Annotated in this window: 4 protein-coding genes and 1 pseudogene; all 5 read right to left on the reverse strand. The window is 35.1% G+C overall.

Going from position 1 to position 7,679, the window contains the following annotated elements; translation table 11 throughout:
- Position 1: 1 nt before the first annotated feature.
- Positions 2-1,915: a VirB4 family type IV secretion system protein gene (locus M3600_RS24960; RefSeq protein ID WP_251647996.1), complete on the reverse strand. Its 1,914-nt coding sequence runs from the start codon at positions 1,913-1,915 to the stop codon at positions 2-4.
- 13 nt (positions 1,916-1,928) lie between these two features.
- Positions 1,929-2,561, reverse strand: a complete 633-nt coding sequence (locus tag M3600_RS24965) for a hypothetical protein (RefSeq protein ID WP_251647998.1) — start codon at positions 2,559-2,561, stop codon at positions 1,929-1,931.
- Positions 2,555-2,869, reverse strand: coding sequence for a DUF5592 family protein (locus tag M3600_RS24970; protein WP_251648000.1), 315 nt, complete (start codon positions 2,867-2,869; stop codon positions 2,555-2,557). Before M3600_RS24970 ends, M3600_RS24965 begins: the two co-directional genes overlap by 7 nt.
- A 13-nt stretch (positions 2,870-2,882) precedes the next feature.
- Positions 2,883-5,531, reverse strand: a complete 2,649-nt coding sequence (locus M3600_RS24975; protein ID WP_251648002.1) for a pLS20_p028 family conjugation system transmembrane protein — start codon at positions 5,529-5,531, stop codon at positions 2,883-2,885.
- Between the two features lie 37 nt (positions 5,532-5,568).
- A pseudogene (locus M3600_RS24980) lies at positions 5,569-7,551 on the reverse strand (VirD4-like conjugal transfer protein, CD1115 family); the annotation flags it as partial.
- Positions 7,552-7,679: the final 128 nt, after the last annotated feature.

The raw sequence follows: 7,679 nt of genomic DNA on the forward strand, positions 1-7,679 counted from the left end.
CTTATTGGCCACCTTTGAAGCGTGCTAATTGGTCATGTTCAGGATCAAAGGTGACGGTATAGGACTCACTGGAGGACGTTTGAATAATAGCCTGTCCAATCTTTAATTCTGGTAACATGGAATACTCGGTATCTGTTAAAGAGTCTCCAAGTACATCTTTCATCCTTCCCATTACCGAGTTATCCAGGTTTAAAAATACTTTATAGGTAGTTAATTCAAATACTGTTTTAATAATAGCTACACTCTTATCACTTGCACTTTCAGGAAGAATTTCATTTGGTGATTGAGTTGCAAAAAACACACCCGCGCTAAATTTACGCATTTCTCTTTCAAAAGAAACGACATATTCAACAGCAAAAACATTGTTAGAATTAATAATGTTATGGCACTCATCTAATAGGACCATGAAATAACGAAGATCTTCATATGTTACTTTTCCTTCTTCTAATAAATGCTTCATCTTACGGCCATTTTTTAATGCGTGATTCCAAATGAGCGTTAATGCGGTGAATAATTGGCAGTTAAAAACGGGCTTGTCCAATTGCGAAATACCATCAATATCAAAAAACACAATTTGTTCATTTTCAAAGTTGCTTAGTCTTGAATGTCCATCAAATAAAGGACCATATTGATTCACCATTTCATTTACCATAATCTGAATCATTTCTAATGTTCGGATACGTTCAGGCGTTGGCTTGCTGTACTTTACAGCTGTTTTTAAGTAATGACTAAATTCACTCATAATCGGGTATTGTTCCGGTCTTAAACCCGTTATTTTAATGGTTTCTGGTCTCATTTGATAATCAGGAGACAAAAGTCCTTTGTATACATAAAAAGATCTTAGAAGCCCTTTAAATTCGGTTACTTCAATCTCGGTAATTTGAGGATTTAAGAAACGAATCATGTTAGCTACTTTGGAGATATGCTGCATAAAAGAGCCTAGCTCATCTACTTGATCCCCTTGTACATTCGTCATAGTCGCAAACACTTCCAATGGATTGATACCCCCATTTGATAGGTCAATTATTTTACCATTTTGTGATTTTACTAGTTCGTAATAATCTCTTGCTTTATCAAAACCACGAATAAAAGCATTTTTAGCAACCAGCCCTTCTTCTAACATTTTCATAAGTGTTGACTTACCAAATCCCATTTTCCCTAATACAAATCCGTTAAAAGAACGTCTAGTTTGCGTGGAATAAAATGGATCTAGCAAAAAAGGCCCACCTGTGGAGGTTTGGCCTAAGTAAATTCCTCTTGGATCTTTTAAAGAAACATGGTGAAAAGGGATTCCTCCACCTACAGAAGCAGAAGGTAGTGGCTTTCCTGGTCTTGTATCATTGAACTTTGTTTGTTGTTCATAACTAGTAAATAAAGACATCCATTCTTGCTTGCTTTGGAATAAATAAATAGTTGTTTTATGATTCATTCCATTCAATTCTTTTTTGGTATCACTCATTCTTTTTTCTAATTCTTCAAAAGAAAAATCATAGAAGAAAATACGACAATGAGCTACTTTCACCACTTCTCCACCTTGGGTAATGCTTTGGGCAAAGCTTCTTAAATTTTGTAGTTCATAATTGGCATCGTCTCGATCCGTTGAACGTCTTTCCGTATCTTGTCGATCTCTTAATTCACCAATAGAACGGTTGATATCCTTAATTACTTCTTCCTTGTTTGCCGTTGCCAGGTCTAGAGTTGCAATGGTATTTTCGATATTCATAAGATTAACTAGCCATAAAGCACTAACATCTTCTGCAAACTCATACACATGTAAACAGCCTATATGTGCATCCCCAGTGTTAATATATTTTTCTCCAAATCGTACGCCGCCTTTCGGCTGTATTTTCGAGATGAAATTAAGATCATAACCCTGTTCTTTTAAACTTACTTTCTGTTTTTCTTTTAATCTCATGTTTTCCTTCCCCCTAGACTTCTGTATTCATGTTATTTAAACGAATTAAAATGTTCTCTACATTGTCTCTATCTACAAGCTGTAAATCGTACTGTTTACCACCTAATCTCGTCATATCTCTAACGCGAAGCTCTAACTCTTTTTGACTTTTTCCGTACACAACAATAAGAAAAGTTAGCTCTGTTAAATTATCCTCCACCCAAGTTACTCTTCTTAAATTATCTACCGCCAAGCGTAGCATTACTTCATGTCTGGTAATCTCGGATTCTGGTACATTGTCGGCCATTAAAACTCTTCTGTATTTGTTAATGCGACTTTTCCAAAACAATTGTTGTTTTGACGTTTCCGTTGAATAAGTCATAGAAAGGATTTTAAAAGGCTCTGTGTACACTCGGCAAATACTTGTTAGTTGAGAAATCATTCTGTTTAAATCGGAATTATTCATCGAAACTAAATCATTTGTTTTTACTCTTAAATACGCTTGATATTCATTGTGTTTATCTATAAGGAAGCCTTCTTTTGTCACTCTTTTATAAGGCATGATATCGATAATAGGTAAGTCATTACTTTTAAAAGAAGAAAACAAAACGTCAAGAATCGTAGTATCTTGACGTTTCTGTTTATTTTCAGCTACTTTCATCACCATTTTTCCGTCCTTTCCTCTAAACCAAAGTCCTTAATCTCAATAGCATGGTATTTATTCCGGTCCATCTTGAATAGATAGAAGAGAATATTATAGTTACGATCCGTGGGATGACTTGGAGTTTTCGCGCATAAGAACACCCCGAATGCAGCCGACAAGATATAATAAAAAATTGTCATTCCTGGTCCAAGTGGAAGAACCTTTTTTACATATGTCGCGATCATGAGCATACCTGCTACAATGCCTATATCCACTAAGTAAAAAGCCCATAATTTAATTTCCTGTTTGGTACTCTTTGGATTTGTGTACACTTTTCTTCATTCCTTATTTTTTATTTATAAAGTTAAATCGGGAAGGTTTTGTTTCTTTTCTTGATTCATAGTTATTTAATCGTTCACTAAAATTAATTGGTGCTGCTTTAGTACCTCCTGAAGTAGTTTGAATATCTTGAACTACCTTTTGAGAAAGTTGATCTGGTGCTCCTGAAGCAGCTCTTTGAACTTCTTGAACTACCTTCTGAGAAAGTTGATCTGGTGCTCCTGAAGCAGCTCTTTGAACATCTTGAACTACCTTTTGAGAAACTGTATCCGATGCTCCTGAAGTAGCTCTTTGAACATCTTGAACTACCTTTTGAGAAACTGTATCCGATGCTCCTGAAGCAGCCCTTTGAACGTCTTGAACTACCTTTTGAGAAACTGTATCCGATGCTCCTGAAGCAGCCCTTTGAACGTCTTGAACTACCTTTTGAGAAACTGTATCCGATGCTCCTGAAGCAGCCCTTTGAACGTCTTGAACCACCTTTTGTTTTACATCGGTGTTAGTCCCCAATGATCCTTGCTGTAGATCCTGGATAATGGATTGTCTTGAAGAATTTGGACTTGAAAGGGAAGTACCATCCAATTGTTTAGAAATCCTCTGAACTGCATCTGGTGTATTTGTTGGTCCTGATGTTGTAACATCTTGACTGATAGTTTTACCTGAACCAGAAGGAATTTCCCCATTTGAAGTAGCTTTAACATTAGCTGCAATATCCTGGCTTTTTGATGGCATAGTAGCTTCTTGAAGCTTCATGGTAGCTAATATTTCTTCATTTGTTCGGCCTTTACCATTAGAAGCATTCATTGTTGGTGAATCACCATTATTAGATGTAGAAGCATTATTTACACTATTACCGCTAGGCGTTCCTGACGAGCCTGTATTTTGCTCTGTTTTTCCTTGTAATGTATTTGATTTATTTTCGTTTTGAGTAGCTTGTGAAGCCTCATTTTCGCTGTTTGGTTTGCTTTGAGCACCAGCTTTATTGCTACCATTCCATCTATCCTTGTTATCTTGCGCTTGTAAAGCACCACTTACAGCCCCTTCACTGAAGCTATCTTTAACCCCTTGAACACCATTAGAAACGGCCTTAGTTCCCTGTTTAACGGCGCCTGAAATACCTGAACCAGTACCTTTAAGGGCATCTTCTGCCATTCCACCTAAGCCACGTTCATTCATGTAACCAAGTGCTTTTCCTGCACTATTAACACTACCTTTAAGACCGCCTAATTTCTTAGGATCATTTTGACCTTTTAAATCATCATTTACAGATTTACCATCTTCATTTGCTTCATCTGCTAATTTATCTTTTGTGCTATTGTTATCTTGTTTTTTACTTGCCATATTAGAAACTGACCCACCTGCTTTTTTCGCTAGGGATGCAGCGCCTGCAGCTACACCAAGAGCGCCTGCCATTTGTGCAAATCCATCTTTTAATCCAACATCTATGCCGAAGTATTTCATAATCGTATTAGATCCCTTAATTAAGATGAATGTAGCCGAAACAATGGATACTAGATAAATAAAGATATTTACATCTGAAGATCCTAAGAAAGTTAAAAATATCGTATAAAAACGGAACATTAAACCGGTAAAACCAATAAGCATAAAGGCGTTACATATATCCATTACTACTTGTTTCCTTCGCTGTCCTGACTCTAAATCAGTCGCGAATACAAATAAGGCTACAATTCGTTTAATTCCAATTTCAATTATCGTTGTGGCAAAAATAAATATGGTGAAGAAATAAGCAAATCCTAAAGCAGTCAATCCTACAAACATTGGAAGGAATTTAGCCGGAAATCTAAAATATCCGGTATCAAAGTTATCCGAGAAGAAAGATAACCAACCATCATCAATTTCCAATGCCTGATATTCCCCTGAAGCATCTGAAGTAAGCGTGTATTTTAAAGCTTCTAATTCGTCCATATCTTCTGCTTCTATATCGCTTATTGAATCTGGTGTAATAATCTCGGCCATATCAACGCGTTTAAAAATACTAGGTTTTAAAGCATTTTTTTCCGTTCCTTCTGCATCATTTTCTATTAAGTCGAAACCATTTTCTGCAACATACACCAAGTCAGCTGTATTTTCCTTAATTAGATTCCAACTTAAACCAGAATTTTCTCCATCTTCACTTGTTTGAGTCGCATCATAGAATTGAGTAGAAACATCTTGTAAAGCATCCATTAAAGTAGGTAATCCTAAAAGTAAGAAAGATGAGATAAATATATTAACTCCTACCGATTTAAAGTTAGGAGGTTGTTTAGCTATTATGGTTTTAAATCCTAGATATACTAAGGTAAGTATCATAAGGACTAACACAAGATCATTCATAATAGCCTTTGATATTCCTTGTAATCCACTATCATTTAAAAAATCTAATAAACTTAAAGTTTCAGGTATTAATCCTTCTAAAGTGGACGTTATAAAATACAATCCCTTTATCAATGCCCATCCTAAAGCATGTAACATATAGGGAAAGAAGGAACCATATTGAAGCCAGTCAGAATGTCCCTTTAAAAATTTCACAATGTCTTCCGTGTCTTCTTCCCACCACCAAGTTATTGCAAAGGCATTTATAGGAAAGAACCAAACGGCTAAACTTATACTTAAAAAGCCCAAGGCAAAGAGTAGTTTCTTTTTATGTAACTTCATTATTAGCTCCTTTCAAAACAAAAAGAGAACTAATAAATTAGTTCTCCCTTACTTCCATTAGTTCTCTTAATTTTATGATTAGCTGTTTTTCCTCTAATGACCTGGCTATTTCTTGCAGTTTGGCATTAGAAGGCAATGCACCATTTTGTCGATAAATCACGATCATTTTTTTTATGAATAAGTGATAATTATTAGGGTTTTTCACTGTTGCAATTAAACCGGTCAAATCTCTTATTACAAGCTCTTCTTCACTAACTGTTGGCTTTTTTTCTATCTCCTTAACTTCTTCCTTCTGTTTTTTCGCCTGTTGGTTAGCTTTCATGTACTTGCTTTTTGCTCCTAGATCTACAATAAAATCGGAAAAATTAACATCTAAATCACTTAATTCTAAATTAGAATGTTCAGACTCAATATCGATATCATTAAGATCCTTTGATGTATCTAACCAATGTGTTAGGAATTGCCAACGATACGGCATGTTTGTTTCTCTTGTATTGAATATAGGATAAGGTCTTACCTTTTGTCGGTTATTATCTTGTCTATGTAAAGAACGAATAACCAATGTTTCCCCTTCAATTAATTGTGATAAGCGATCAAATGTGATAATACGCTGCTGATCTGCACTTTTCGTAATTTTATTATCCATTTCCAAATGTGATTCATTAGAAGATTGATTAATTAGCGTTGTATGACCTGCTTTTTTCGATAATTCTTCAATGGTTTCTTCATTCGTAGACATAATATATATATGATTTTGGCAATTTTCTTTAATTGTGTCTGCTGCTTCTCCATATTTTCTTTTTAATTGCGTGTAAGACTGGAGCACGATATTAAACAGAATATTTCTTCCTAAACATACGGTTAGTACTTGGTCCATATCATCGATTGGCGGCATGTTTCCAAATTCATCCATTAAGAACTGAACTCTAGTAAAACATTTCTTCCCTTTTGTATCCGCGCAATTCATTGCTAGATTGGTATATAGCTGTTTAGTAAAGATAGATGCCAACGTATGGTTAGAAGAATCATAATCTGGAATAATCATAAATACAGCTGTTGGCTTGTCTGAATACTTCATAGAAAGCTTTCTTTTTACTTCAGGGAACGTATTGACACGTTCGTTTATGGTAACTTCCCTTCTTAATTCAGGAAGATGTTCGCAATTCTCTTTTTTCTGATAAACAATGTTTCCATCTTCATCTATTTCCTTTTCAAACTTCAATTCATAAATCAATTTATAGGAAGTGTGCTCATCCTTATACTTGATAAGGACCAAATCTCCCTTCTCTAACTGTTCATTAAAGTTTAAACTGTACATTCCTTGTGCTTTTACTTTTACTCGATAACTACCAAGTAATGTTTTTTCTTTATTATTTTTATGAAATGACAAATCAATTCGTTTATTCATAAAAGAATTATCTAGTTGTCCAATTAAACTTTTTGGAAATCCAATTTGTTTTAAGTCTATGGAATTCTTAGAAGTCATTTTGGCGAATAATGGATCAATAAAAGGCTGTAATCCATCGTTTGCAGTTGCCAGGATAGAACCCCTTGTTTTATCTCCTGCAAAGCTTGTAGAGCCGTATTTTTTCTTAGCAACATGACCTTGCAGCAAGTTTGTAAAGAACTCATCTAAGGCGTTTTTTTCTACAAAATCATCTTCATTTTCCTTGTAAAACATAGTACCTAACTCATTAAGCATTTCTGCAACATTGGACATAGTAATTTTTTCAGGACAGTTGTTATTTACGCAATGCTCAACTAAAGCTAGAATTATCGCAGTTATGGCGGCTTGTGCTCCACTATTGAAAAATTTATTATCTCCAGCATTAGGATCATTATATAAGGTGAAAGTAATTGAATTTGCAATTTTAGCAGCTTCTTGTTCATTTCCTTGCAGCCAGGCTTCTTTTACTAACTCTAACGGGTTATAACTCATGGATTGCAGAGGATCTTGTAAGTTTAAAACTTGTACATCATAACCTCTCTTTTCTAATGTATCCTTCGCTCCTGCATAAAGTTATAGCAATAGGTAAGGATTTGAAGTTATCTCCACCTTTTCCCCTGCTTCACACCGTACATGACCCTTTCGGTGTCATACGGCGTTCCATCAATTTCAACTGATGTTATAAGTTACATAATTATCGG

The organism is Niallia sp. MER 6 (genome assembly GCF_023714395.1).
Taxonomy (GTDB): domain Bacteria; phylum Bacillota; class Bacilli; order Bacillales; family Cytobacillaceae; genus Niallia.